The sequence below is a fragment of the Terriglobus sp. RCC_193 genome, assembly GCF_041355105.1.
GTDB lineage: Bacteria > Acidobacteriota > Terriglobia > Terriglobales > Acidobacteriaceae > Terriglobus.
In genome coordinates, this window is the sequence record NZ_JBFUPK010000001.1 from 579004 (window position 1) to 603651 (window position 24648).

General features: G+C 58.1%; 21 protein-coding genes. 12 read left to right on the plus strand and 9 right to left on the minus strand.

Going from position 1 to position 24648, the window contains the following annotated elements:
* Nucleotides 1-36: 36 nt before the first annotated feature.
* Nucleotides 37-642 carry a recombination mediator RecR gene (gene recR / locus AB6729_RS02375; protein WP_371079951.1) on the plus strand — a complete coding sequence of 202 codons (606 nt, stop codon included), beginning with the start codon at nucleotides 37-39 and terminating at the stop codon, nucleotides 640-642.
* Here recR and AB6729_RS02380 read toward each other — a convergent pair.
* Genes AB6729_RS02380 through AB6729_RS02390 form a run of 3 tightly spaced genes read right to left on the minus strand, consistent with a single transcriptional unit; the run spans nucleotide 639 to nucleotide 4497 of the window.
* Nucleotides 639-1181, minus strand: coding sequence for a hypothetical protein (locus AB6729_RS02380; RefSeq protein ID WP_371079952.1), 543 nt, complete (start codon nucleotides 1179-1181; stop codon nucleotides 639-641). The two genes, recR and AB6729_RS02380, sit on opposite strands and share 4 nt — an antisense overlap.
* On the minus strand, nucleotides 1178-3061 hold the full coding sequence (locus AB6729_RS02385; protein WP_371079953.1) for an ATP-binding protein: 1884 nt from the start codon (nucleotides 3059-3061) through the stop codon (nucleotides 1178-1180). Before AB6729_RS02385 ends, AB6729_RS02380 begins: the two co-directional genes overlap by 4 nt.
* Nucleotides 3058-4497, minus strand: coding sequence for a sigma-54-dependent transcriptional regulator (locus tag AB6729_RS02390; protein ID WP_371079954.1), 1440 nt, complete (start codon nucleotides 4495-4497; stop codon nucleotides 3058-3060). Before AB6729_RS02390 ends, AB6729_RS02385 begins: the two co-directional genes overlap by 4 nt.
* A 73-nt stretch (nucleotides 4498-4570) precedes the next feature.
* Between AB6729_RS02390 and AB6729_RS02395 the strand changes: the two genes are divergently transcribed.
* Nucleotides 4571-4897, plus strand: a complete 327-nt coding sequence (locus AB6729_RS02395; protein ID WP_371079955.1) for a rhodanese-like domain-containing protein — start codon at nucleotides 4571-4573, stop codon at nucleotides 4895-4897.
* Nucleotides 4898-5053: 156 nt separating this feature from the next.
* The gene (locus AB6729_RS02400; RefSeq protein WP_371079956.1) at nucleotides 5054-5926 is read left to right on the plus strand and encodes an NYN domain-containing protein; all 873 of its coding nucleotides are present in this window, start codon (nucleotides 5054-5056) and stop codon (nucleotides 5924-5926) included.
* A 30-nt stretch (nucleotides 5927-5956) separates the two neighbouring features.
* Here AB6729_RS02400 and AB6729_RS02405 read toward each other — a convergent pair whose 3' ends face one another.
* Nucleotides 5957-6703: an ABC transporter permease gene (locus AB6729_RS02405; RefSeq protein ID WP_371079957.1), complete on the minus strand. Its 747-nt coding sequence runs from the start codon at nucleotides 6701-6703 to the stop codon at nucleotides 5957-5959.
* Between the two features lie 4 nt (nucleotides 6704-6707).
* Nucleotides 6708-7493, minus strand: a complete 786-nt coding sequence (locus AB6729_RS02410) for an ABC transporter ATP-binding protein (RefSeq protein ID WP_371079958.1) — start codon at nucleotides 7491-7493, stop codon at nucleotides 6708-6710.
* A 176-nt stretch (nucleotides 7494-7669) separates the two neighbouring features.
* Here AB6729_RS02410 and AB6729_RS02415 point away from each other — a divergent pair, with 176 nt between their 5' ends.
* The 3 genes from AB6729_RS02415 to AB6729_RS02425 are packed head-to-tail and all read left to right on the plus strand — an operon-like array spanning nucleotide 7670 to nucleotide 11487.
* Nucleotides 7670-9253, plus strand: coding sequence for a ribulokinase (locus AB6729_RS02415; protein WP_371079959.1), 1584 nt, complete (start codon nucleotides 7670-7672; stop codon nucleotides 9251-9253).
* Nucleotides 9254-9285: 32 nt separating this feature from the next.
* Nucleotides 9286-10764: an L-arabinose isomerase gene (gene araA / locus AB6729_RS02420; RefSeq protein WP_371079960.1), complete on the plus strand. Its 1479-nt coding sequence runs from the start codon at nucleotides 9286-9288 to the stop codon at nucleotides 10762-10764.
* Nucleotides 10765-10776: 12 nt separating this feature from the next.
* Nucleotides 10777-11487 carry an L-ribulose-5-phosphate 4-epimerase gene (locus AB6729_RS02425; protein WP_371079961.1) on the plus strand — a complete coding sequence of 237 codons (711 nt, stop codon included), beginning with the start codon at nucleotides 10777-10779 and terminating at the stop codon, nucleotides 11485-11487.
* On the opposite strand, the gene trxC is transcribed toward AB6729_RS02425, so the two are convergent.
* Both trxC and AB6729_RS02435 read right to left on the minus strand, forming a co-directional pair.
* Entirely contained in the window at nucleotides 11484-11918 is a 435-nt protein-coding gene (gene trxC, locus AB6729_RS02430) for a thioredoxin TrxC (RefSeq protein ID WP_371081181.1), read from the minus strand. The genes AB6729_RS02425 and trxC overlap by 4 nt on opposite strands.
* Before the next feature lie 105 nt (nucleotides 11919-12023).
* A complete protein-coding gene (locus AB6729_RS02435) occupies nucleotides 12024-15437 on the minus strand; it encodes a carboxypeptidase regulatory-like domain-containing protein (RefSeq protein ID WP_371079962.1) in 3414 nt (1137 codons plus the stop codon).
* Between the two features lie 203 nt (nucleotides 15438-15640).
* Between AB6729_RS02435 and AB6729_RS02440 the strand changes: the two genes are divergently transcribed.
* The 3 genes from AB6729_RS02440 (at nucleotide 15641) to AB6729_RS02450 (ending at nucleotide 18202) form a co-directional block, all read left to right on the plus strand.
* Nucleotides 15641-16348, plus strand: a complete 708-nt coding sequence (locus AB6729_RS02440; protein ID WP_371081182.1) for a FadR/GntR family transcriptional regulator — start codon at nucleotides 15641-15643, stop codon at nucleotides 16346-16348.
* Nucleotides 16349-16441: 93 nt separating this feature from the next.
* Nucleotides 16442-17527, plus strand: coding sequence for a PfkB family carbohydrate kinase (locus AB6729_RS02445; protein ID WP_371079963.1), 1086 nt, complete (start codon nucleotides 16442-16444; stop codon nucleotides 17525-17527).
* Between the two features lie 21 nt (nucleotides 17528-17548).
* Nucleotides 17549-18202 carry a bifunctional 4-hydroxy-2-oxoglutarate aldolase/2-dehydro-3-deoxy-phosphogluconate aldolase gene (locus AB6729_RS02450; RefSeq protein WP_371079964.1) on the plus strand — a complete coding sequence of 218 codons (654 nt, stop codon included), beginning with the start codon at nucleotides 17549-17551 and terminating at the stop codon, nucleotides 18200-18202.
* On the opposite strand, the gene AB6729_RS02455 is transcribed toward AB6729_RS02450, so the two are convergent.
* Nucleotides 18203-19528, minus strand: coding sequence for an MFS transporter (locus AB6729_RS02455; protein WP_371079965.1), 1326 nt, complete (start codon nucleotides 19526-19528; stop codon nucleotides 18203-18205).
* A gap of 83 nt (nucleotides 19529-19611) precedes the next feature.
* Nucleotides 19612-21477: an amino acid transporter gene (locus AB6729_RS02460; RefSeq protein ID WP_371079966.1), complete on the minus strand. Its 1866-nt coding sequence runs from the start codon at nucleotides 21475-21477 to the stop codon at nucleotides 19612-19614.
* A 179-nt stretch (nucleotides 21478-21656) separates the two neighbouring features.
* Between AB6729_RS02460 and AB6729_RS02465 the strand changes: the two genes are divergently transcribed.
* The 3 genes from AB6729_RS02465 (at nucleotide 21657) to pstB (ending at nucleotide 24646) form a co-directional block, all read left to right on the plus strand.
* Nucleotides 21657-22388 (plus strand): winged helix-turn-helix domain-containing protein, encoded by a 732-nt coding sequence (locus AB6729_RS02465; protein ID WP_371079967.1) that lies wholly within the window; start codon nucleotides 21657-21659, stop codon nucleotides 22386-22388.
* Nucleotides 22389-22405: 17 nt separating this feature from the next.
* Complete coding sequence (locus AB6729_RS02470) at nucleotides 22406-23764, plus strand: sensor histidine kinase (protein ID WP_371079968.1); 1359 nt, start codon at nucleotides 22406-22408, stop codon at nucleotides 23762-23764.
* Nucleotides 23765-23887: 123 nt separating this feature from the next.
* Complete coding sequence (gene pstB / locus AB6729_RS02475) at nucleotides 23888-24646, plus strand: phosphate ABC transporter ATP-binding protein PstB (RefSeq protein ID WP_371079969.1); 759 nt, start codon at nucleotides 23888-23890, stop codon at nucleotides 24644-24646.
* The last annotated feature ends 2 nt before the right edge of the window (nucleotides 24647-24648 follow it).

Consider the following 24648-nt stretch of genomic DNA (forward strand, 5'->3'; position numbering starts at 1 on the left):
TTCATCCGCTGATAGGATGAAGCTCGCAGGTACCAAATGGAACGATTTGCCCAACCCATGGCACGACTCATTGAAGAGTTGCGCAGACTTCCCGGAATCGGGGCCAAATCGGCCCAGCGGCTGGCGTTTCACATCCTGCGCGCACCCGGTGAAGAAGCATCCGCACTGGCGCAGGCCATCCAGGAGCTTCGCGCAAAGCTGCGCTTATGTTCCATCTGCAACAACGTCACCGACGTCGATCCCTGCGTGTACTGCTCCAGCCCCACGCGGACTCATGCAACGGTGTGCGTGGTGGAAGAACCCACGAACATCGCAGCCATTGAAAAAACGCGCAGTTACAACGGCGTCTATCACGTGCTGCATGGAACGCTGTCACCGCTCAATGGTATTGGCCCTTCGCAGCTTCGCACGGCCAACCTTTTCAGCAGGCTCGGCGGCATTGAGGAGATCATCCTTGCACTATCGCCCACGGTTGAGGGTGAAGCCACATCCCACTGGTTAGCGGGGGAACTGCATCGCGCCGCAGCAGACCATCCATTACGCATCACGCGCATCGCCACCGGCATCCCTGCCGGCAGCGATATTGAGTATGCGGATGAAGTGACGATTAGCCGCGCTATGGAAGGCCGCCGCGAACTCTAACCCTGAATCTCATCCAGGATGACCTTGGCCTTGGTGCCAAGTGTGCGTGCGCCTTCCATATCCTGTTTCTTCCATGCGTCGGCTGCCTGCTTCAGGTAGAGCCGTGCCTGCTCCACTTGCTGCGCGTGCATGGCGATGGCAGCGGAGGATAGCGAAACCAATCTGCGGTTCTGCGTACGGAGCAAGTCCTCCGTCTGATGGCGAAGTTGTTCGTTGTTGGATTCGCCACCTGTGGTCAACTGCCCAAGATCGGCAATCCCCGACGGTGCTGCGGATGCTGTTTCAACCGGCTGGTTTGCCGTTGATGGCCGCCGCCGAACAGGAGGCCTGACCGGCGGCTCCGTTGGAATGGGAACTGCCGGTGATGCAATGACTGGAATCTCTGGCAGAGGTTCCGTGGGATGCGTCGGCGGCGGCACACTGACCACGGGCGTTGGCGGAGGCAGTGGAGGTGCAGCCGCTACGACCACACGCTTATGGCAGCCTGCCAGCGGAAGAGCCAGGATCAGCGAAGCACAGAGGCGCAGGGAACGGTTCATGCCGTCACCGCCGGAATCGAAGCAGCCGCATTGCGTCCTGCCAGCGGAAGTCGCAGGGTGAAGATTGTGCCATGTGTCGTTGACGCAGCATCCGCATCAGAAGCGACGGCGATAACGCCACGATGAAGCTGCACAATGCGATACGTCAAAGCCAGGCCAATGCCGCTGCCGGTTGGCTTTGTGGTGAAGTAAAGATCGAAGATGCGGTCCAGCTTGTCCGGCGAAATGCCTGTTCCCGTGTCACGGATGGAGATGACGGCACTACCGCGTTCTCGCGATAGCTGGATGTGAATGGCACCGCCTTCGGGCATCGCCTGCATGGAATTTAATACGATATTCAGCAATGCCTGCCGAAGCAATTCGGCATCGGCCACCACGCGCAATGACGACCCCGGAGTACCCTCGGCAATAGAAATCGCGATGTTTGCCTTTTCTGCTTCCCCTGCCACAAGCTGCACCACGGCCTGCACAATAGGCAGTAGATCCTGCTCCTGAAACCTTGGTTCCATGGGGCGGGAGAAGTCGGCCAGCGTCTGCACCACGCGATCCAGGCGGCCCATCTCGCTAGACAGCACATCGACGTGGCGCTGTGCGCCATCGGGTGGCGCACCGGAAGCCAGCTTACTGCGAAGCAGTTCCAGATGGACCACCATGGCGTTGATGGGATTTTTTACCTCGTGGCCAACGCCAGCGGTAAGGCGTCCAATGCTGGCCATACGCCGGGCCACTTCGATTTCGCGTTCCAGTTCTTCCTGTGCCGCCACATCGTGCAGCGTCAGCAATGCGCCGGGAGCGTTGCCGGGAAAATAATCGAACGAGAGTTCCACCGTGCGACCATCGGCCAGGACGACAGGTTGCGAGCGGACACTGCGGCGTTCTGTCACCAGGTCCGCTAACAGAGCGCCAATTGCGGTGTTGCGTGGGAAGATATCCGTTAACGGGGCACCCAGCTCGGCGTCTTTGCCGGGTGGCAAAAAATGGTGCATGGCTTCGCTGGCCATAATGACGCGAAGGTCCGCGTCGATCAGCATCACGCCGTCTTTCAGCGTCTGCAACATGCTGTTCAGATTGCTGGCCATCTCCGTGCGTGTCTGTTCGCTGGTGCGGATACGTTCATCCAGGCGGCTGATGGAGGAGCTGACACGCTGCACGGCATCGCTGTTTTGTGTTTCTTCTGTCTCTACGCCCGATGTACCGGAAAGGACGTCGAGTTCACGGCTGATATCTTCCAGCGGCCGCATCGCTGCCGCAGAGAGGGCAGCCGCCACCAGCAGCGCACCGGCCAGCGCAAAGACGCAGATCATGGCAGCATCGCGCAGCCAGGGGGCATACGCATTCCGCAGAAGCGTGGATCGAACTCCGAGATGCGCTGTCAGGAATGGCTGCCCGTTTCGTTCCATCGGCAGGCTCATATCCAGCGTCTCCGGATCGCCAAAGAGCAGCGCCCGCTTCTCCAGCAAGGATGCCGTTGTGACCAGGGAGAAGTCGCGACGGTGCGGCTGCTGCGCGTTGAGCAGAGCGGGATCGCTGCTGACCAGAACGCGTCCATTCGCGTCGGCAAGATACGCATCCTGAATGCTGGGAGAGTAGCGGACGAATCCATTCAGCGTTTCAGCTAACGCGTCATCATTTTGCAACGCATATTCAATGGCTGTCTGCAACGCCTGTTCGCCAGTCTCTGTAGGGGGATGGTCGCGCAGGCCATTCTGCAGCGCCGTGCGCGTGGCCGACAGCATCTGGTGTACCAGCACGCTGTTCGACGACTCCGTTTGCGCGATACGTTCGCGCAGGATCTCCGACAGGAATACAAGCGAAAGTACAACCGTTAAGGTGAAGGTAAACAGCAGCGTAGCCGCTATCAACTTGTAACGAAGCCTCATGACTCGAGGGCGTCCTTGTCTTCCAGGGCGTATTCCTTCAGCTTGTTCTGCAGTGTCTTGGAACTGATCCCCAGAATTTCCGCAGCGCGCGTCTTGTTGTTCCGCGTGGCTTCCAGCGTCTTCAGGATAAGTTGCTTTTCCGCTTCATCCACTGTCATGCCAACAGAAAGATGCACGGTGTCATTGCTGTTAGCAGGCCCGGAAAACGTTGTGGCCGGCAGCGTGAGATGAGCGCCGTGTGCAGGTGGTGTGTGCTGTTCGTCACCAAAGCCCGGCGGCAGATGCGATACGTCAATCGACTTGCCATTCGCAAGAATCACCGCGCGCTCAATCGTGTTGCGCAGTTCACGCGCGTTCCCCGGCCAGCTATAGGCCATGAAGCGATCCATCACAGCGCGCGAGATTCCCGGTACCTGCATGCTATGACGATCATTCATCTCCTGCACCATGGCCTCTGCCATGGCCGGAATGTCTTCCTTGTGTTCGCGCAGGGAAGGCATCTGGATATTGAAAACATTCAGTCGATAAAAGAGATCGCCCCGCAGTTCGCCGCTGGAAACGGCCTGATGAGGGTCTTTGTTCGTGGCAGCAATCACACGCACGTTTACGGGAATCTCGTCGCGTGAACCCAGGCGGCGTAGCCTGCGGTCTTCCAGCACGCGCAGCAGCTTTGACTGCGTGGCAGCGGGCATTTCGCCAATTTCATCCAGCAGCAGGGTGCCTTCTTCAGCCAGCTCAAAGCATCCCGCACGACGTTCCTGCGCGCCAGTAAAAGCGCCCTTTTCGTGCCCGAAGATTTCGCTTTCAATCAGTGTTTCCGGGATGGCGGCGCAGTTCACGGCAACAAAAGGCTTATTACGTCGGCCACTGAACATGTGCAGAGCGCGCGCCGCCAGTTCCTTGCCCGTGCCGCTTTCGCCTGTAATCAGAACGCTGACATTGTTCGGCGCAATGCGTTCAATCAGGTGAAAGATCTCCCGCATATGGGGCGACGATCCCACCAGCGGCCCAAGACGACCGCTTGCTTCGGACGAAATCTCTTCCGAGCTGATTTCTTCGTTTGTTTCTGCCTGTTGTTGTGCGTTTTGCAGGATGGTCTTCAGGCGTTGCGGATCTACCGGCTTCTGCAGGTAGTCATACGCGCCCATGCGCATCGCATCCACGGCGGACTCAATGGAGCCCTGCGCGGTAAGCATCACCACGGCAACCTTCTGTTGTGGCAGTTCGCTGATCCGGTCCAGCAGTTGCAGACCGTCCATGCGCGGCATCATCAGGTCCGTGACCACCACATCGGGCGACCAGCGCACCACCATGTCCAGCCCCATCACGCCATCTACGGCGGTCTCCGTGCGATAACCCCAGGAAGCAATCAATTCTGCCAGGCCCGCGCGCGCGTTCGGCTCATCTTCTACGACCAGTACCTTGGTCTGTGCCACTCAATAAAACCTTTCCAGCTGGTGTTAAGGGTAGGATGCGATTCCTGATAAGAAGTTTGCGTATGCTAATTCTGTGCTGCCCTTTGAAATCAGTGTCGCAGAGGTTGCGCAAATGCGCGCATCCCAAACATCCTTTGTCCTATTAGACGTGCGTGAGCCGTGGGAGATTGAAACCGCGAATATCGCCGGAAGTAAAGACATTCCTATGAATGAGATACCCGCGCGGGCCAATAATGAACTGGACCCCGATGCGCATATTGTCGTGGTCTGCCACCACGGCGCACGGTCGTTGTCGGTCACGGCATGGCTCCGCCGCGAGGGCTACGACAACGTTCAGTCCATGGCCGGTGGCATCGAGCAGTGGTCCCGCGAGATCGACGGAAATGTCCCGCGTTACTGAACAGGCTTATTCGAAGGTAGGGACGTGCGCAGTCATGACTTGCACCTGAGGGGTATTACTGATAAAGTTAATCAACTGTCGCGGCTCTATATGTGTCGCTGCGACGGTTTTATTTAGAGGCCCCTGCGGGGGCCTCAGTACGTTTATGGAGCAAATATGTTCACTTCTCGGTATGCGGTCTTCGTTGATGCTGGCTACATTTTCGGTCAAGGCGCTCTGAGCTTTTCGGCAGGCAAACTGACTCGTAGCCAACTTCGCTTGAACGAAGCAGAAATCATTAATCAACTCAAAAGCATCACGACAAAGCCTGTAGCGGAACTTCTGCGTATCTATTGGTACGACGGCACACGCGGAAACATGACAATCGAACAAACGACTCTCGCCGAAATGCCAGACGTAAAGATGCGTCTGGGGTATATCAACGGAGCCGGACAGCAGAAGGGAGTTGACTCCCTAATCGTTACTGACCTCATTGAGCTTGCCCGGAATCAGGCAATTGGGGATGCTTACTTGGTAAGCGGTGACGGAGACCTGCGTGTTGCCGTTCAGATAGCTCAGAGCTTCGGCGTTAGAGTGCATTTGATTACCCTTGAACCGAGCAATTCATCTCTGAATCCTCAGTTGCGTCAGGAAGCGGATACAAGGCACGAAATTCCCAAGACTGAGGTCATCAAATTTCTGCGAATGGAGCAACTCCAGGGAACTGTGCTCTCTATAGCAGCCACTGCAGAAGTATCGACTCAACTTGTTTCGACTCCCGGTTTTGTTTCAGCGACCATGCAAGCAACGCCCGCAAAGGCTGATTTGTCTCTCAAAGACGCCGCTACGCAGGCTATCAAATCTGTTTTTTCAGCAGTGACTCCAGAGGAAATTGCGAAACTCAAAGCTTTGCAAACTGGAAAGGTCATACCGCCAGAGTACGATAGGAAAATTCTTGGGACTGCAAGAGCCCTTCTAGGGCGCGACCTTACGAACCCAGAGCGAGCAACGATGCGCAAACTGGTATTGGCATGGCTACGTCAGACCTAATTTAAAACATCTGGTGACTCTGGCCGAAAGCTACACCTCGATCTTCGAGAACAGGTAGGCGCCCAGCACCAGGAAGCCGCAGGTGATAGCAGTCAGTATGCCTGCGTCCAGCGCGGGTGAGAACTGCCAGTGGCCGATCAGCGCTCCACGCAGCCCGTCCACGCCATAGGTCAACGGGTCAAGGTGCGTGATGACTTTCATCACCTTGCCCAGGTTTGCCAGCGGATATAGCGCGCCGCTGAGGAAGTAAATGGGCATAACCAGGAAGTTCATCACCAGTTGGAACCCCTGCATGTCCTTAATGACGGAGCCAATGGCCGTTCCCAGCGCGGAGAACAACATGGCCACCAGAAACACAAAGACAAACGCATAGGGAAGCGACGTCCAGTGTTGCGGCCGGAAGCCAAAGAGCAGGCAGATGAGCAGCACCAGCGTGCCCTGAATCACGGCGACCGTGGCGCCGCCCAGCGTGCGGCCCGTCATAATCTGCAGGCGCGATACTGGCGCTACCAGCGTCTCTTTCAGGAACCCAAACTGGCGATCCCACAGCATGGCAATGCCGTTGAACACGGACGAAAACAGAATGGTCATGCCAATGATGCCCGGCGCAATGAATTGCAGATAGCTGCCCAGACCGGCCTGACGAAAGACCGGGCTGAAACCGGCTCCAAAGGCAAACAGATAAAGGCAGGGCTGCGCCAGCGATACCACCACCTGCACACGCGAACGGACATAACGCTTCAGTTCCCGAAGCCACAGAATGTAAATTGCACCCATCGTCCTATCGCCTCCACATCTGGGCCATCTGCCGCAGGCCAGCCTTTGCATCCGCACCTTCGTCACGCAGCGACGAACCCGTCAGCGCGAGAAATGCCGCTTCCAGAGAGTCCGTGTCCGTCTGCGCCTTCAACTCCGCCGAGGTTCCCTGTGCCACGATGGCGCCGTGGTCCATGATGGCAATGCGATGCGCCACACGATCCGCTTCATCCATGTAATGCGTGGTGAGGAAGACGGTGGTCTTTTCGCTCTCATTCAGGGCCTTCACATGCGTCCAGAGCTGGTTGCGGCTCTGCGGATCAAGGCCCAACGTGGGCTCGTCCAGAAAGAGAATCTTCGGCGTATGCAGGAATCCGCGCGCAATTTCCAGTCGGCGTTTCATACCGCCGGAGAAGGTCTTCACCATGGCATCTTTGCGGTCCCATAGCTCGAAGGTTTTCAGCAGCGTTTCAATGCGTTCTGCACGGACCTTGCGCGGCACGTGATACAGCACGCCGTGCAGTTCCATGTTTTCCCACGCAGTCTGTTCCTGGTCCAGGCTGGGGTCCTGGAAGACGATGCCAAAACTCTGCCGTGCCGCAATCTGGTTGCGGTTGGGGTCTTTGCCGTCCAATTCAATGGTGCCGCTGGTGGGGCGCAGCAGCGTGGTAAGCATCTTGATAGTGGTGGATTTTCCTGCGCCGTTCGGCCCCAGGAAGGCGAAAATCTCGCCCTGCTCCACGTCAAATGTGATGTCCTTTACAGCAGTGAAATCGCCGAAGGTGCGGACAAGATTGCGTACACGGATCATAGGTGCGACTCTCCGTCGGGGTGAAGACAAGCCTGACCAGTATCGCTCTGCTTGCCTCTTGCGAAACGCGTTATGACAGGAAAATGTTCCCTGCGGCCGTCAGGTGTGACAATTCGTCTGGCAATCCGGCAGACTGTAACGGACACCAACGCCTTTATTCTGGAAAACCTTCGAAAATGGCCATCGTAGCTGGAGCAGATTTTGGAACACTCAGCGTCCGTGTGACGCTGCTGGACAGTGACCGCGGACGCCTGGGAACAGCCTCTGCATCGTATCCGTTGAACCGCAAGCGTGACGATCCGGATTTCGCTACGCAGTCGCACACGGCTCAGATGGACGCGCTTGTACTGGCTACGCGCGAAGTCCTGGCGCAAACAGGCGTGAACGGTGCCGATGTGCAGGCGTTCGCGTTGGATACCACAGGATCAAGCGTGGTGCCTGTCGACGCCGCCATGCAGCCGCTGGACGACTACTATCTGTGGTGCGATCACCGTGCGCTGAACGAAGCGCAGGAGATCACCGCGCTGGCGCACGAGCGCAATCTTGAGGCTATCGAGTGGTGCGGTGGCGTGTACTCGCACGAGTGGGGATGGGCCAAGCTACTGCACTGGCTGCGCCACAACCCGGAAAAGCGCGCATACTTCGCATCGGCATTTGAACACTGCGACATGGTGGCGGCAACGCTGTCAGGCATCACGTCGCCACGCGACGCGAAACGCAGTGTCTGCGCGCTGGGGCACAAGTGGTTATGGAATCCGAAGTGGGATGGATTTCCGCCGGAAGAGTTCCTGATCGCTGTTGACCCACTCCTTACCGGTGTTCGCGAAAAGCTGCAGGGCGAGGTACTGACCTCAGATCATCTTGCGGGCCACCTCGACACGGCATGGGCAGAAAAGCTTGGCCTGCGTGCGGGTATCCCCATTCCTGTGGGCGCTTTCGACGCGCATTGGGACGCCATCGGCGCTGGATGCCGTGAGGGTGATGTCGTCAACGTTGTTGGCACATCCACCTGCATCATCGCCATGCAACCCAGGACATCTTTGATTCCCGGTGTGTGCGGCGTTGTCCCGGGCAGCGTACATCCGCAGTACACCGGTGTTGAGGCGGGGTTGTCCGCCGTTGGCGATATCTTCGACGCCATCGCACGGCGTTCCGGCACAGATGTAAAGACGCTGTCGCAAGGGCTGGACACCTTCCGCGCAGGGCAGACAGGCCTGCTTCGTCTCTCCTGGGACAACGGCGACCGCACTGTGCTGGTGCGCAGCGATCTGGGTGGCATCACGCTTGGCTGGAACCTGGTCAGCACGGCGCAGGACGAGTTGTTCGCAGCGATTGAAGGTACGGCGTTCCACACACGCATCATCCTTGAGCGCATGGCGGAATATGGTGTGCCGGTGGAACGCGTCATCAACGGCGGCGGCATTCCGCAGCATAATCCCACGCTGAACCAGATCTACGCCAACGTATTCAATAAGCCGGTGCTGGTGCCTGCTTCCTCCACCACGAGTGTTGGGGCGGGCATCTTCGCACAGGTTGCGGCTGGTTCGTTTGCGACGATCGAAGATGCCCAGGCACGCATGTGTCCGCAGCACAAGGTCTATGAACCGGACCCGGACGCCGTGGTGATCTATGAGCAGCTATATCCGCTGTACCGGCGCGTCTATGAGAGCTTCGGAGATCGCCGCGCCGCGCCGCAATCTTTCACGGAAGTGCTGCATGATCTTCGTGAGATTGCAGCCAGGAGCCGTGGCGCACACTAAAAGCCGTTATCCTGCTCATGGAGAGATCGTCAATGAGCAAGAATCCGTTGGAAGTGTGGTTCGTTACAGGCAGTCAACATCTGTACGGCCCGGGTCCGCTGGCACAGGTGGCAGAGAACGCAGGCACGATTGCATCTTCACTGGACAGGGAAGATGCAATTCCTGTGCGCGTGGTGGCAAAGCCTGTGATGGTCTCCGCGGACAGCATTCTCAAGCTGTGTCAGGAAGCGAATGCTGCGGATAACTGCATTGGCCTGGTGCTGTGGATGCACACCTTTTCACCGGCGAAGATGTGGATTGCCGGACTGAAGGCACTGCGCAAGCCCTTCCTGCACCTGCATACACAGTTCAATCGCGAGCTGCCGTATGCATCCATCGACATGGATTTTATGAACCTGAATCAGGCGGCGCATGGCGACCGCGAATTCGGATTCATGACGGCGCGCCTGCGCCTGGCACGCAAGGTGGTCGTTGGCCACTGGAGCGATGCGGAGACTGTCAACGAAATTGCCACATGGACGCGCGCTTCGCTGGGCTGGCATGAATCGCAGCATCTGAAGGTGGCTCGCTTCGGTGACAACATGCGCAACGTCGCCGTCACGGAAGGCGACAAGGTGGAAGCGCAAAGCGTCTTCGGCTATACCGTCTCCGGCTTCGGTATTGGCGATCTTACCGACCGCATGAATGCTTTCAGCGATGCCGATGTCGCCACGCTGGTGCAGGAGTATCGCGATACCTACACAATTACGCCGCAGCATGATCGTGCCGACTCGTTGACAGTAGCGGCTCGCATCGAGCTTGGCCTGCGAGCGTTTCTTACCGAAGGTGGCTTCGGTGCATTTACCGACACCTTTGAAGACCTTCATGGCATGCGCCAGTTGCCCGGCATTGCCACGCAGCGTCTGATGGCTTCCGGCTTCGGCTTTGGCGGCGAAGGCGACTGGAAGACCGCGGCCCTTGTCCGCATCATGAAGGTGATGGCGCAGGGGCTTCCCGGCGGCACGTCGTTCATGGAGGACTACACCTACGACTTCGCAGGCAAACCCTCCATTCTCGGCTCGCACATGTTGGAAATATGCCCGTCGATTGCGGAGAACAAGCCTTCACTTGAGGTGCATCCGCTGGGCATCGGCGGTAAGGAAGACCCGGTGCGCCTCGTCTTCAATTCACCCGCAGGCCCTGCGATTGTCGCCAGCATTGTGGACATGGGCAACCGCTTCCGCATGATCGTGAATGAAGTGGACGCAGTAAAGCCCGCGCACGAGTTGCCAAAACTGCCGGTAGCGCGTGTGCTCTGGCATCCGAAGCCGAGTCTCAAGATCGCTGCTGCTGCATGGATTTATGCAGGCGGTGCGCACCACACTGGATATTCGCAGGTGTTGACAATGGAGCACATGGCAGACTTCGCGGAGATCGCAGGTATCGAACTGGTGCGCATCGACGATGAGACGAAGCTGCACACCTTCCGCAATGAACTTCGGTGGAACGACGCAGCCTACAAGCTGCAGTAACGGGAGCAGGCGATGCTGTTAAAGGAACTACGCGAAGAAGTGCTGGAAGCAAACCTGGAACTGGTGCGTCGCGGGCTGGTGCTGTACACCTTCGGGAATGCATCGGGTGTCGACCGCGAGCAGGGGCTTGTCGTCATCAAGCCATCCGGCGTGGACTACGACAAGCTAAAGCCGGAGCACATGGTCGTTACCGATCTGGAAGGTGAAATCGTGGAAGGGAATCTGCGTCCTTCTTCTGACCTGGATACGCACACGTTGCTGTATCGCGAATTCCCATCGATCGGTGCGGTGGTCCATACGCACTCTGACTATGCGACCAGTTTTGCTCAGGCAGGCCTGCCGATTCCTGCGCTTGGCACCACGCATGCAGATTATTTCTATGGCCCGGTACCAGTAACAGCACCGCTCAGCGATGAAGCGATTCAAGGCCGTTATGTCCACGAGACAGGTCTGGCGATTGCAGAGCGCTTCCGCAACGGCGAAGCCGGACAACCAATCGATCCGCTTGCCGTTCCCGCATGTCTAGTCGCAGGTCATGCACCGTTCGTATGGGGCAGGAATGCACACGATGCCGCGCATAACGCCGTAGTTCTGGAGGCAGTCGCAAAGATGGCCTACCAGACGCTAACACTGAGGGCGAACTGCGAAGGAGTTTCAAAGGCGCTGCTGGATCGCCATTACTTCCGCAAGCACGGCGCGTCAGCAACCTACGGACAGTGCTAGGCTGCGGCTTCCTGCAGCCATCGCACCATCTGTGACGCATCGACAAGTCCAGCCTGCTGGCGGACGAGAGCACCGTTGCGAAACACAGCGAAGTTCGGGATGCCGCGCACGTTGTACCGGGCGGAAAGCTGTGGGTTCGCTTCGGTGTCCACCTTCAACACCAAGCCACGTCCCGCCATCTGTTTCGCAGTTTCCGCAACATAAGGTGCTGCCATACGGCACGGCCCGCACCACGCTGCCCAGAAATCCACCAGCACCGGCACACGCGCCTTTTGCAGAACTTCATCGAAGAGCGCTACATCGGCAGCAATCGGTTCATTCGCAGCAGGTAACGGCTGTTTGCACGAACCGCAGCGACCCGTATCCGCAAGATGCTCCGCGGGAATGCGGTTCTTCGTGCCACACATCTCACAGGTTCGAATCACCGGCATCATCTTCCTCCGTGTCCTTCTCTTCGATGTTCAACGATAGCAATTCGTTTCAAAGGGCAATGGAAAGACCCTGCCAAAGCAGGGCCTTTTCATGGTTGGAGAAAGTTAGAACGAAATGCGACCACTGAAACGAAGCGTACGGTTGCTGGTGGCGAGCACGCCCTGAATCTGGCCGAAACCAGTGTTGTTGTAATCGGCGACAGGGTTGTTCCACTGCGGAGTGTTGGTCACGTCGAACGATTCCGCCTTCAGCACGACAGCAATTTCTTTATAGATCGGAATGTTGCGTGTTAGGCCCACGTCCAGATTGAAGTACCCCGGTCCGCGGAGTGTGTTGCGGCCCACGTTGCCGTTGGTACCGGTGGCGGAGTGCACATAGTTTCCGTTGTTCACGAAGTAGTAGGGATTGCCGTTGGAATTCGCGGTCAACCGCGTCCCTGTAAGCTTGGGAGCGCTGATCTGATTTGGCACGGCAGTGTCGCCGTTACCAGCCTGTAGAGTATCCGTGATCTGGAATGGCTTGCCGCTGTAGTAGGTCATGATCGTGTTCAGATCCCATCCTCCAACAATGCCGCCCAGCACACCGTGGTTAAGATACTTGCGTCCATGCCCAAAGGGCATTTTGTACGCGGTCCACAACACATTCATGTGCTTGCGATCGAAGCCGGACAACGCAAAGTTCTTCTTGTAGTACGCCGGTGTGCTGAAGGTCGGGGTACCCAGAGTCGAATCCGCATCCCAGTTGTTCATGTACTTGGAGAAGGTGTAGGAGTAACCATATTGCAGGTCACGCGAGGAGCGGTTGCTGACCTGAAGCTGCAGACCTGAATACTCTTCGTCCGCTGTCGGCACCACATTCAGAATGGTGCCGGTGTAGCGAGCGACACCCGTACTTGAGGCTGCGTTGGAGAAGAGTGGACGAGCACCACCGACGCCGCCTGCATTGATATCGATACCCAGCACCTGACGGACATGATGTGTGCCCACGTATCCCACATTCAGAACGATCCCCTTGAACAGGTCACGATCAAGAAAGAGGTTCCAGGCCTCAATGTAGCCACGACGCCACTTCTGAGGAGCCGTCTGAGTGGTGTAGTTCGCTGGCAAGGGCACCACGCCAGTAGAAATGTCAGGAATGGCAACTGTAGGTACTCCAGCGGTCAGCGTTCCGTTCGGAATCGTATTCATGTTGGGAGCTGCGGCATTGGGAGCGGTGAGAGCTCCCGCCGGAAGATAGTTGTTATTCACGCCATTGATATTGCCGGTATTGTTCAGCGTGATGAGTGCAGGATAGGAATCGCGGAAGAAGCGGAAGTTTTCCGGATCCACCGTGATACCTCCCCCCGAGCGGATGACGGTCTTGTCGTTGACGCGATAGTTAATGCCAAAACGCGGCACGATCATGCCCCACCCAACATTTTCGCCAGTATCTGTTGGAATGGAACCTCGCCCGCCAATCAGCACATTGCTGGTCGCTGGATCAAAGCGGAACACGCCCGTATGGTCACGATTCGCAAACGGGTAGTATTCGTAACGCATACCATAGTTGATGGTCAGGTTCGGCGACGGCTTCCACGTGTCCTGCGCGTAGAAGCTGAAGACTGAGAAGCGAGGGCCATTCGGTTGGAAGAGCTGAACCGTCTTACCGATCGCCTGTGGCATGCCGAGGAGAAGATCAGCGATGGCGCGATAGTAGTTCGGACCATCTGCCGCGGCGCCTGTATTGTTGCCCGTCACGCCACCGGAGAAGGTGAACTGACCGCGTGGACCGGCATTGTTGGCCTGAAGGTGGTTGATGGCGGAGTGCACATATTCACCTCCAAAGCGGAAGTTATGCTGGCCGTGGATATAGGTGCCATTCAGATTGGCAACGTACTGCATGTCGCGGAACTGAAATGGATTGGATTGGATGTAATTGCCAAAGCTGGAATTGTTGGCCACGATAAAGCCCGGAGTACCGGATTGGAAGGGCGTGGGGCCGTTTGTTCCAGGAATGCCGAGCGTGTCCAGACCAACGTTCTTACCGTAGTCCGGGGCTCGCGCTGCAAGGTTGATGCGGACGAAACCTGCGTTGGCATCGATGAGGAAGTTGGGCGTGAAGGTATGCGTGGCACCGAGCCCTACGTTCTGAATGGTGCCTGGAGCAGATCCCGGCTGGCCACCGTCCCACGTGTTACCAATCGCCGCTCCAAGAGCAGGCGGGTCAACGATGTTCGAACGTCCCACCGAGTAACGCCCGAAGAAGGTCGTTCTGTCCGTCGGGTTATAGCTGACCTTTGCGTCGTAGGAGCTGCGGTCGTACGCCAGTACCGCTCCACCCTGGTAATTGCCGGAAGTGCCTGCAGTGTTTGGTGTCGGCAGTAGCGCCAGAATCTTCTGCGCGGCTGCGCTGAGGCGCGCGGCAGGGATTGCGTTACCCGCGAATGCAGTGCGCCCCGACCCGTTTGCGTTGCCTGTCTGTGGGTCATAGATCGTAATGCCCGTGCCTGAGAAGTCGCCGCCACGAACTGCCGCAGTTGGCACGGTCATTGCATTGCCGGTCTTGAACTGGCGCAGTGACACCTTGTTGTAGTTGAAGAAGAAGAACAGCTTGTCCTTGATGATCGGACCGCCGATGTTTGCACCGTACTCGTTGTAGATATTCTTCGGTTTGTTCGGCTGTGCGGCAGTAGGACGCGTAAAGTACTGCCGCGCGTTGAAGTCACGGATGGAGTTGTATTCCCACGCGCCACCGTGAAAGCTGTTGGTGCCGCTCTTCACGATCAGATTGGCAGCAATGCCGCCAGCAGCGCCCTGTTCAGCGTTAAAGCTACTGGTTACGATGTTCGCTGATTCAATGGAGTCCGTCGGAGGAATGTACGCCACGATGGACTGCAGCCACGGATACCCCACGGCTGCGCCATCAATCTTGGTGGAGTTCACCGTGTTCACAATGCCGTTGGCAGTTACGGCCTGCGTACGTCCAGGATTGCCGGCCTGAGAGTTGTTTTCCGTCGGCGGTGGTACGCCTGGTACAAGGCGGTACAAGCCCTGGAAATTGCGGCCTGCTGTTGAGGTGGTTGGCAGTTCTTGTACTTGCTTTGGTGAGATCTCGTAATTCACGTCGGCGCGCTCAGTCTGCAGAGCGGGCGGCGCGGTATTCACTTCAACCGACTCCGTGACATTGCCGACACTCAGCGTCACATCAGCGCGACGTGTCTGGTTTGCACTGATAGGAACACCCTTAGAACTGGATGAGCCAAAGTTGGCGGCGGTGAATGTGATGTTGTATGTGCCCGGTGGAAGGTCCGTGAACTGGTAGTTGCCACTGCCATCGGCGGTTGCCGAACGCTTCAGTCCAGTTGCGGGATTTTCAACGGAGACAGTCGCTCCGGGAACTACGGAGCCCGTGGCATCCGTCACTACGCCCGTTAGACCTCCGTACAAGGTCTGGGCATAACCGGCGACCGGCATCAGGAGAATCGGCGTTGCCAGGGCTAAGGAACGCAGAACGCAGGAAGTGCTGAGCTTGAAAGGCATAGGGAACGATCCACCTTGGTTAGTTAAAGCGAGGGGAACTATAGACCGTTCCGGATTCTATGGTCAACGTGTTTTTGGAGTGTTTTAGACGACAGGTTAGGCCGACCTATACAATAGGTCGCTGGAAGCGCTTCCGAATAATTCACGCGAGAATGATATATCTTCTTGGTCTTACGTCGTCTGGAGTGGCATACTTGCAAACCATGGCAGCGGAACGCATTCCAATCAAGACGCTCGCATCGCGCGTAACAGATTTTGTGTTTGAATACATCCGGGAAAACGGCCTTTCCACGGGGGATTCGCTTCCATCCGAACTGCGGACCAGTACGGAGCTGAAAGTCAGCCGCGGGGTGGTACGCGAGGCGTTTCACTCCCTGGAAGTGGCAGGAATCATTGAAAAGGGAAACGGTCGCTCGCCCAAAGTCGGCACATTGGACAGTGGCTTTCTGACGCAGCTCCTGCTCCATGCCGTATCCACGCAGCAGATTTCGACCGAGCAGGTGATGGATGTCCGCACCGCTGTCGAAGTGCGATCGGCTGAATTAGCGGCCCTCCGGCGCTCGCGTGCCGATATTCAGCAGTTACGTGCGGCCATCACCGGCATGAAGCAATCGCTGGATAACGCATCGGATTTTGTGGAACACGACGTCAGTTTTCACAGCATCATCAATCGTGCCACCGGCAATCTGCTGATCGATGTGATCGGCTGCGCCATGCACGGCTGCATGCGGCAATCCATGCGCAGCGGCATTCTCCAGCGGCGCAAAAAGACAGAGATGCTGGAGGTGGTGCAGGCCCATGTGCGCATTGCGGATGCTATTGAGGATCGCGAACCGGTGAAGGCAGGTATGTGGATGAAACGCCACTTTGCCGATGCTCGACGGGCCCTGCGGCGAGCACAGGTGGTTTAAACCATTTCTCCAACCTGTACGATAGGTACTGACGTTTCCTGTGAAGGGTGAATCCGCTGTTTCAGAGTGCGGAAACTAGGTGAGACTGAATTCATGGCACTCGATTTACGTTCGTCTTCTGCCTGTCGATGGGACCTGCTGAGTCTCGGCGAGGTGATGCTACGCTTCGATCCGGTCGAGGATCGCATCAGCCGCACGCGTAATTTCCGCGTGTGGGAGGGGGGCGGGGAATACAACGTAGCCCGCGGTCTCCGACGCTGTTTCGGTCAGCGCAGCTCGGTTGTCACCGCGCTGGTCGACAACCCGGTCGGCAGGCTGGTGGAAGACCTGATGCTGCAGGGCGGCGTGGACCTGAGCCATGTCCTCTGGACAGAATTTGACGGCATCGGTAGCGAAGCGCGCAACGGGATTTATTTTCTGGAACGTGGTTTCGGCAATCGCCCGGCAATGGGCATGATGGATCGTGCTCACACGGCCATTGCGCAGATCAAGCCAGGCGATGTGAACTGGGACGCGATCTTCGGACAGGAGGGCGTCCGCTGGTTTCACACGGGCGGCATCTTCTGCGCGCTGTCGGATTCTGCGGCAGCAGTCGCGCGAGAAGCAATGGAGTCGGCAAAGCGCCATGGCGTAGTGGTGTCGTTCGATTGCAACTATCGGCCATCGCTGTGGCGTGACCGCGGCGGACGCCTTGCTGCCAGCCGCTTGAATCGCGAGTTGGCGCCGATGGTCGATGTTTTGTTCGGACATGATGGAGATCTGTCCGCCGAAATCTGTGAGTCATCCAGCGGACCACCGTGGCATGACCGCGCAAGTTATGCCGTGATGGCGGAGCGCATTCAGAGCGAGTTCCCCAACATTCACGTAATCGCCACCACCATGCGCAAGGTGCGCACCGCGAATCGCAATGACTGGGGCGCATTTGCGTGGATGGATGGCGAGGTGGAGGAGAGCATTCGCTTCCTCGATCTTGAGATTCTGGATCGCGTGGGCGCAGGCGATTCGTTTGCCTCGGGGCTGCTCTATGGCCTGATGGAAGGCAAAGATTTGAAATGGTCATTGGACTGTGGCGTAGCCCACGGCGCTCTGACCATGACAACCCCGGGGGACAGTTCCATGTCCACGCTGACGGAAGTGATGCATGCCATGAATGGCAAGGGCAGCGGCGTGCAGCGCTAGTGCCTGTGTGGGGAGAAGAATATGAAGAAGACTGAAGTTCTACAGGCGATTCGTGAAGTAGGTGTTCTGCCCGTACTCCGGGCTGGCTCCGTGGATACGGCCATGCAGCTCGCCGAAGCGATTGCGGAAGGTGGCGTTTCCGCAATGGAAGTGACCATGACGGTGCCGGGTGCCATCGAGGTTATCCGTCGTCTGACAAAGGAACGCCCAGACCTGCTGGTGGGTGCGGGAACCGTGCTGGACCCTGAAACGGCGCGCATGTGCATTGCCGAGGGGGCGCAGTTTGTGGTCAGTCCCGCCATCAATCTGGAGACGATTGCCTTGTGCCATCGTTATTCCATCGCGGTATTGCCCGGCGCACTTACGCCGACGGAAGTTGTTACCGCGTGGCAGGCGGGTGCGGACATCATCAAGATATTTCCGGCCAGCGCGATGGGCGGCGCGAAGTATCTGCAATCGCTGAAGGCGCCGTTGCCGCAGATTGAACTCATCCCGACGGGCGGAGTTACGGTGACCACCGCGAAAGACTTCCTTGCAGCAGGAGCTTACGCATTAGGAGTGGGCGCGGACCTCGTCGATGAGAAGGCGTGTTTTGAGCAGCGCCTGCATGAGGTCACAGCCGTAGCCGCAAAATATGCAGGCATCGTGCGTGAATTTCGCGCTGCAAAGGCCTAGTTATTCGACGGAGAGTTCTGCAACCGCTGCGGTCTTCACCGGCCGCAGCAGCAGAATCAGCACGCCGGAGAGTAGCAGCGACACGGACATCAGCAGATAGCCAGCCTTGGAACTGCCCGTCGCTCCCTGTAGATAACCCACAAGATAACTGCCCAGGAAAGAACCCAGCGCCCCCATGCTGTTGATCAGAGCCATCACTTCTCCTGCAACATTCGCGGGCAGCATCTCCGGGATGATGGCGAAGAACGGGCCGTAAGGCGCATACATGCATCCGCCAGCCACGATAAGGAATCCGAAGGCGATCCAGAAGCTGGTGTCGGCTGCCAGATACGAGCCGAAAAAAGCGCATCCTGCCAGCAGAAGATACGGCCACACAAAGCGCGACCGAGTGGATGCGCGGTCGCAGAAATAGCTGTTGATCAGCATCAGCACGATGCTCGCGGCATAGGGAATAGCGCTGAGCAGGCCGGTAACCCCCATGCCCGTGGCTGCGCCCTTATGCACCATCAGCGGCAACCACAGTACAAATCCATACACGCCGATGGACCACAACAAATACTGCAGCGACAGCAGAATCACGTTGGGATTGCGCAGTGCCGCGGCCATGTTCGGAACAGCAGGCAGCGACGACTGCTCTGCTGCCAGTACCATGTTCAGTTCCAATCGGCTTTCGCTGGTGGTCCAGTGCGCATCCTGCGGCCTGTCGCGCACGATGGCGTACCAGGCGAACCCCCACAGCACGGACGGCAGGCCTTCGATGATGAACGTCATCTGCCATCCGAAGGCGCGGATGATGTAACCCGTAATGGCCGACATCCAAAGCACCGTAACTGGATTGCCCAGCAGCAGAATGGTGTTCGCGCGCGAACGTTCTGAGCGCGTGAACCACTTCGTCAGCAAGATCAACATGCCCGGCAGAATAAAGCTCTCTGCCGCGCCGAGTAACAGTCGATCAATCGCCAGCAGCGGATAGCTGCGAATAACGCCGGTTAACGCAGCAAGAATGCCCCATGTGCAAAGCGCCAGAGCAATCAGCAGGCGTGCGCTGCGTTTGCGCGCATAGGCTGCGCCGGGAATCTGAAAGAGAAAGTAGCCGAAGAAGAACAACGATCCCAGCAGCGCCGATTGCGACGAAGTGATGTGCAGTTCATCGGCAAGCCCTGCGGCGGCGCCAAAGCCGTAGTTGGCGCGGTCAACATAAGCAAGGCTATAGGTAATAAAAACAGCGGGGATGATAACGAACCATCGCCGCCGCATGTCGGGCCGGTTGGCAATGTCGGCACGCAGCGACCGCGCAGCACCATGCGGAGCATCGTCAAAAGGCATCTGGCTACGGCTCTCCTCAGGGGTGCGGTGGCAGGTCTCGACGAGAGTATCGTCCTGCTCTTCACACCGTCAAGAAAGCGGAGTCAGCTTACGTGAACCACAGGTCGCCGCTCCTGCTGCGAGATGGCGCGGCGCAACACCTCATGCGTCAGCGGTGCGGTATCGCCTTCACCCAGGAACAGGAAACGCATGATGTTAACTGCGGGGCTGACTTCCGTCCAGCGGAAGTAGACATGGGGAACCTTGCCGGTGCGTTGTTCCATGTAGATCAGCAGCGCCGCAATTGCATTGGCGACCACGGGGCTACGTGCGCTCAGAATGCGATGCCGTCCGACGCGGCGTCCGGTTACCTGAAGGGTCTGGGAGAAATCGGACGCATCGCCGCGGATCACTTCAAAAAAGAACATGCATTCCGTGTTGGAAAGATTATGAAAGTGCCGGATCTTCCAGTCATCTACATCCAGCGACTGCACGGCGTCTCCTGCCTCCGGGCCGCGTGCGATCAGGCGAATGAGCTGGTCTTCGTCTTCTGCCAGAACGGCTTCTGCTTCGGCATCCAACTGCACCTCGGAGATGCGAAGTTCCGTGGAGCGAAACGCGCGCGAGACAAATGAGGAAAACAGGATGGACGCGATGAAGATGGAGGAAATCTTCAGGCCTTCCGGTCGTTCAATGATGTTGGCGATGGTCGTGTAGGTGAAGATGGCTGTGGTTGCCATGAACACATAGCGCAGCCGTTTTACCTGTACATTCAGCATCACAGCCACGGAAGCAGAGGTGATGAGCACCAGTACGCCGGTCGCATAAGCTCCGCCCTGCGCGTCCACATCGGCATGGAACAGCACGGTGACCAGCGTCGCAATGCCCATGAACACCAGCACCAGCGGACGCGATGCACGCGCCCACTCCGGGGCCATGCCGAACTTCGGCAGATAGCGCGGAATCAAGTTCAGCAGCCCAGCCATCGCGGAAGCTCCGGCAAAGCCAAGAATCAGGATGGTGATGATGTCGTAGGTCGTACCAATGACATTTCCGGCATAGTGGTGCGCCAGCCACGCCATGGCGCGTCCGTTCGCATCACCGCCGGGCTGGAATGCCGCCGGAGGAATCAGCACCGTGGTGATGACGCTGGTGGCGATCAGGAACACGCTCATAATCGCGGCGGCCGTCACCAGCAGATGGCGTGCATTCCGAATCCGTTCCGTCTGATCCTTTGCCTTGATCAGCGGCATCACGGCGACGCCGGTTTCAAATCCAGACAGGCCAAGCGCCAGCCGTGGAAACAGCAGCAGCGCGACGCCGAACATCATCCACGGACTCTGGTGCCGGTCGGCGATGGCCATGCGCCAGCCATGCAGCGTCTCCGGATGATGGATAATCTCGCGTACGCCAGCCACAACAACCACTGCGTTCAGGAACAGGTAGCCGCTCACCAGCCACACCGCAACCCCGATGGCCTCCTTGAACCCCTTCAGAAAGATGCCGCTGAGGATCGCCAGAATCAGCAGTGTAACCACCACCTGGTGATCCACCCATGCGGGCATCAGCGGATTATGGATCAGGTGGGCCGCGCCGTCCGCCGCCGACAGCGTCATGGTGATGATGAAGTCGGTCGTGGCAAATCCCAGCAGGATCAGCACGAAGATTTTGCCGAACCATGCGGGAAACAGCGATTGCAGCATCGCAATGGAGCCCTGGCCGTAAGGGCTGGCCTGGCAGACACGCCGGTAGATGGGCAACGCTGCGAAGAGCGTGACCACCACCAGCACCAGCGTAGCCAGCGGCGACAGGACACCGGCAGCCAGAAAAGCAATGCCCGGCTGGTATCCCAGGGTGGAGAAATAATCCACGCCGGTCAGGCACATCACCCGCCACCAGGCATTTTGTGCCTCCGGTTGGTGCGCGCTCGGTACGTTCAGGTCGGCTAGCAGCCAGTCAGGAAAGCTCATGAATTGTTCGAAGTATCCAGCCAAGTATAAGGTTGGTTTGAAGTAACACTACCCCACGGCGGATTCCGACGCACTTTCTATCAACGATTTACCGTCCATTTGCAATTGACTGCGATAGTTTGCGCTACGCTGATTGCGGGTACCGCCTGTTGCCGGGGTACAGGGAGATTGCAAAACGCGTGAGCCAGACTATCTTCTTGCTGGAAGACGATGCGGATATCAGCCGGTTAGTCCGTTACCAATTGGAGTCGAACGGTTTTAACGTTCAGGCCTTTGCGAATGCCGGTGAAGTGCTTCCGGCGGCGGAACGGAAGGCTCCGGGATTGTTCCTGCTGGACATCATGGTGCCCGGCGGCGATGGCCTGGACCTGTGCCGGCGTCTCCGTATGAATCCTTCGCTGAGCTCCATCCCGGTGATTTTCCTCACCGCGCTGGCTTCTGAGAGCGATCGTGTCCACGGTTTGGAACTGGGCGCCGATGATTACATCACCAAGCCCTTCAGCACGCGCGAGCTTCTGGCTCGCGTAAAGGCTGTGCTGCGCCGGTTTGAGCGTCACGAGCCCGCAGAAACCATTCGCATGGGCGACATTGAGATTGACAGCGGCGCCATGCAGCTTCGTGTACGCGGAGAAGTCGTCACCACCACGGCGACGGAATTCCGCCTGCTGGATTACCTCGCGCGCCATCCCGGACGCGTCTTCAGCCGCGACCAGTTGCTGGATGCCGTATGGGGCGACGCCCGCTTCGTCACGCCGCGTTCCGTGGACGTGTACGTGCGCCGCATCCGCGAAAAGATTGAGGACGACGCGGAAGATCCGCGTTATCTGAAGACCATGCGCGGCGCGGGCTATCGGTTTGAGCGTCCGGATCGCATTGCCCAGACGCTGACCGTAGCCACTGTTACGGAATAAGAACGTAGACTCCGTACGTGACCCGTCCGCTCCACAATCCGCTGGTAGCACTGTTGCTGGCTGTTCTGGCGGGTGTTGCGCTCCTGTTATTGGTGGCGCGGCATCCCGGCTGGCAATGGCTCGCAGTGTCTCTCTTCGTTGCCATCTGCCTGCTCTGCGGCATGGCGGTGCGAAGCGCAATGCTGCGCCGTGCTGAAGCCGCCGCAAAGGCTATCAGGCAAATCGGTGCTGTGCCAGCGCGGCAGATCCCGTCTGGCTCTGGAGAGTCCGTCCGTATCCTCCAGCCAGTATTTTCCGCTGTGAGAAGTTCCGCGGAAGCTGTGGAGCGCGATCGCGAACACCTGCTGGAAAGCCGTCATCAGTTAGAAGTGCTGCTGGAAGGCATGCAGGACGCCGTGCTGGGGCTGGATGCTGCAGGCCGCGTGCAGTGGAGCAACGCTGTCTTACAACGACTGATGCAACGCGAGGGCCCCGGTGTTTCCGTGCGTCACGGACGCGCCCTGGTGCACACCTTCCGCGATCCTGCGGTGCTTGCCTGCGTGCAGGGCACCCTCGATAACGGAACGACGCAGGAATGCCGCAGCGAACTGCTGCTGCATGGCAGCGTCTTTCACGTAACCGCATCGCCACTGTCCGGAGGGGGCGCTGTTGTGGTGTTGCGCGATACAACCCGCTTCGAGGCCCTGGAGCGGCAACAGCGCGATTTCGTGGCGAACGTGTCACACGAGCTGCGCACACCGCTCACGTCTATCGTCGGCTATGTGGAAACGGTGCTGGATACGGAAGCGCTTTCGCCTGCTGCGCATGAGTTCCTTGAGACCGTGCTGAAGAATGCTTCGCGCATGCACCGCCTGACAGAAGACCTGCTCATGCTGGCAAAAGTGGAACGCGGCGACGTGATTCTGGACCCTCTGCCCATTGCTGCGGAACTTCTTGTCCGCGATGCTCTGCGCACGGTCTCTGGCGCGCCGTATGCCGAAGGCGCGAAGCTCGAGATCGGCGAAAGCACGGAGCAGCAGGTCATGGCGGATGAACACGCCGTCCTGCAGGTGCTGGGCAATCTCCTGGAGAACGCGCTGAAGTACTCCTCCGGTATGGAGCAGGTGCCGCACGTAGTCGTTGGCGCGCGTGCCGTGGAGGATGCGGTGCAGTTCTCCGTGCAGGACTTTGGTCCCGGCATTCCGTCGGAACATCTGCCACGCCTCTTTGAGCGTTTCTACCGTGTCGAAAAGGCGCGTTCCCGCGAGAAGGGCGGCACCGGCCTGGGCCTTTCTATCGCCAAGCAGTTGATCGAACAACATGGCGGACGCATCTGGGTGGAGAGTGAACTGGGCAAGGGAAGCACCTTCCTGTTTACGCTGCCGCTGGCTTCGTAAAAGCAACATGGAACAGCCGTTAACTTTCTAAGCGCTCCCTCGCGTGCATTGACACTATGTTCATGCTTCTCGGGTACTCTTGATGCACGGATTCGTGTGCATTTCCGTGGCCGGGGTAGAAGCGTGGGTGTTGCGATTGCCGTTGACAATTTGAACGCGTGGTACGGCAAGACCCACACGCTGAAGGGCATCACGCTGGAGATTGCGGCAAACTCCGCAACGGCGTTGATCGGCCCCTCCGGCTGCGGCAAAAGCACGTTTGTGCGTTGCCTGAATCGTCTTCATGAGACGGCCCCGCACGCCCGCGTGGAAGGCACCATCCGCATTGGCGACGAGGATATTTACGACGATGCTTCGCCGGTCGAAGTGCGCCGCCGCGTCGGTATGGTCTTTCAGAGGCCCAACCCGTTTCCCACCATGTCCATCTATGAGAATGTGGCAGCCGGTCTGCGGCTGGGCGGTGTCGCCAAACGCGCGGAACTGGATGAAGTGGTGGAGCGCTCGCTGCGGCAGGCTGCGTTGTGGGACGAGGTTAAAGACCATCTCCGCACCAAGAGCGGTGCCAGTCTTTCCGGTGGTCAGCAGCAGCGCCTCTGCATTGCACGCGCTCTCGCGGTAGACCCCGAAGTCCTGCTGATGGACGAACCTGCCAGTGCGCTCGATCCCGTCTCCACAGGCAAAATTGAAGATTTGATCTTTGAGCTGAAGGACGATTACACCATCGTCATCGTCACACACAGTATGCAGCAGGCGGCCCGCGTGGCAGAGGATACCGGCTTCTTTCTTTCGGGGGAACTGGTCGAGTTTGACAAGACCGACCGCATCTTCACCAACCCACGCGACAAGCGAACCGAGGATTACATTACAGGGAGGTTCGGCTGAAG